We start from the raw sequence: 2039 nt of genomic DNA, 5'->3' as shown, positions 1-2039 counted from the left end.
CCGCACCAACGAGCCAAATGAGATTGTTCATGATCTCTCTCCTGTTGCTTTCGAAAGTTCACGCCTGGCAGCCCCGACTGTTCGGGACGCTTCTTCTTCGAGTTTTACAAGCTTCTCCCTGATCTCGTCCGGCTCGGCATGCTCCAATCCGACAACGTCGTTCCTGGTTTCGTTCAGTGAAACGATGATCTCGTCGAGTTTTGCGTGAATGGCGGCGGTATCGCGATAGCCTTGTAAAAGGACAACACCGGTGATCACGATGGCGGCAACCGACAGGGCATAGGTGACCGCATTTGTCAGTCCAAAAGGCACCAGGGCGGTGCACAAAACCATTGCCACGAGCATGACATAGAAGCCTGGCGGCCGAGATAGGAAGTCGGAGGCTGCGAAAAGGAACCGATTCATATGCTGGCCAAGGTCATCAAGGCGACCAGTGCGGTAATCGCCACACAAACAGGCACCGCCGCCAGCAGGCCTGCCTCTAAGATCCGACTCTCCTTGTCGCGCAACATCAGGTCACCTACTGCAGGTTAAAGATACAGGCGTTCGGCGTCGGAAGGGACGTTGCTGCGCCGATCCACCACATGCCAGCTTAGAACGAGTGCCATCACGAGAAAGGGAACAGCCGCGAATAACCAGCGTGCTTGGTCCACACTTTATCCATCTGCATTCTTCCAAATTCGAGAGACAACAGCCGCGGAAGCCAAGCGTTCCAGCCGCTGCCGCTGACAGGACCAATGCGGTTTCCAGAACCAGACTTAGGTCCCAAGGGGACTAGACCTAAGTACCTAGGGCGGAACGTTTAGGGCGGCTCCATGTTCAACTTGCCGGGCGGCGCGGGACGATGATCGTGTTGCGCCCGTCCCTACAGGAGTGCAGATATGAACATGCTTCTAAAGAACACCGCAGCAGCGATGTTGCTATTGGCTGGGATCGGCTCAGCCGCCGCGGACGACATCATCATCCAGCCGGAACAGGACACCGTCATCCGCGAATATGTGAAGAAGCAGCCCCTGGCGTCGGTCAAGCTCCCCGGCGTGGAACTGAATGTCGGGACAGCCCTGCCGGAAACGGTTGAGATCCATGAGGTCCCCAACGTCAAATATCGCTACGTTGTGGTCGACAACCGCACGGTGCTGGTGGACCCGGGCACCCGAAAAATCATCAAGGTTTACGACTGAACGAACCATCCAACCCCGCCGCCATCGCCTGGCGGCGGGGTCGAAGCTTACAAATCTCCACAATCCGGTGACGAGCCTTGAAGTCGCGACATCGCAACCTTCCAAAGGTCCGGGCTTTATGGATGATGGTCGCGGCCAGGCAGAGTTTTCCGCTCAACAAGCCAGTCCAGGAGCTCAAGGACTTTCAGGGCAAGATCTGTGCACGAGTAATACGCTTTATGGCGCTCCTGCCTCCGGGTGACCAGACCAGATTCTCGCATCATGCCGAGATGCTGGGAGAGTGCTGAGTTGCTAAGCCCCAGTCGCGGCGCCAGATCAGAAACGGATATTTCTCCGTCAGCAAGAATCATTAGAGCGAGAAGGCGCTTTTCATTAGCCATGGCAGCGAGCAGCTCGGCGGATGGCGCATGAATGCTGGGCTTTTCGGGATTCATGATGTTGCCCTCGCTCACGCGTCTTGCGCCGGCCGAAATGTAAAGAAGCGGCCTCCCTTCACGGCAGCGGCGGGCGCCCCAGTAAGGATGTGCCGGGATCGTCGCGTGCCCCGGCGCGCCAGATCTATTAGCGTGGTGTATGTTCCATCAGAAGGGCGTCGCTGTCTCACGGCCAGCCTCGGCGGCTAAGCGCCTTAGCGCCTTAGCTCCTGGATCGGCCTTTCTTCGAAGCCTGGGGACCCTTGGCTTCGGCAGCAAGGCGTTGTTCTCGAAGTCGCGCAGTTTTCAAATAACGCGCCTCTCTCTCGGCCGCGTTAGCAACTTTTGCCTCGCGGTCTGCGCGCTCCAATCGGTCTTTGTCGACGCTTCGCTGGGACACTTTTGCCTCCTCCCAGAAGACCGTTAAATTTACTGTTCGCCAAAT

The 2039-nt window shown here is 57.3% G+C and carries 4 protein-coding genes; 1 reads left to right on the top strand and 3 read right to left on the bottom strand.

Annotated features, from left to right (window positions below; translation table 11 throughout):
• Positions 1-27: 27 nt before the first annotated feature.
• Positions 28-405, bottom strand: coding sequence for a low affinity iron permease family protein (locus EN925_RS33390; RefSeq protein ID WP_063170791.1), 378 nt, complete (start codon positions 403-405; stop codon positions 28-30).
• Between the two features lie 476 nt (positions 406-881).
• On the opposite strand from EN925_RS33390, the gene EN925_RS33380 reads away from it, so the two are divergent.
• A complete protein-coding gene (locus tag EN925_RS33380) occupies positions 882-1181 on the top strand; it encodes a DUF1236 domain-containing protein (protein WP_013525105.1) in 300 nt (99 codons plus the stop codon).
• A 116-nt stretch (positions 1182-1297) separates the two neighbouring features.
• Here EN925_RS33380 and EN925_RS33375 read toward each other — a convergent pair whose 3' ends face one another.
• Positions 1298-1633 (bottom strand): metalloregulator ArsR/SmtB family transcription factor, encoded by a 336-nt coding sequence (locus tag EN925_RS33375; RefSeq protein ID WP_245441379.1) that lies wholly within the window; start codon positions 1631-1633, stop codon positions 1298-1300.
• A 184-nt stretch (positions 1634-1817) separates the two neighbouring features.
• Positions 1818-2039 (bottom strand): hypothetical protein (locus tag EN925_RS40295; RefSeq protein ID WP_206633067.1); only part of this gene is annotated, 222 nt, incomplete at its 5' end.

It is taken from the genome of Mesorhizobium sp. M7A.F.Ca.US.006.04.2.1 (assembly GCF_004022915.1).
Taxonomy (GTDB): Bacteria; Pseudomonadota; Alphaproteobacteria; order Rhizobiales; family Rhizobiaceae; genus Mesorhizobium; species Mesorhizobium ciceri.
Note: the sequence above shows the minus strand (reverse complement) of the source record. Positions and strands in the feature narration are given on the sequence as shown.

Bases quoted from the DNA above. Each gene is read 5' to 3' on its own strand.
- EN925_RS33380 (WP_013525105.1), top strand. From the start codon at position 882: ATGAACATGCTTCTAAAGAACACCGCAGCAGCGATGTTGCTATTGGCT.
- EN925_RS33390 (WP_063170791.1), bottom strand. From the start codon at position 405: ATGAATCGGTTCCTTTTCGCAGCCTCCGACTTCCTATCTCGGCCGCCA.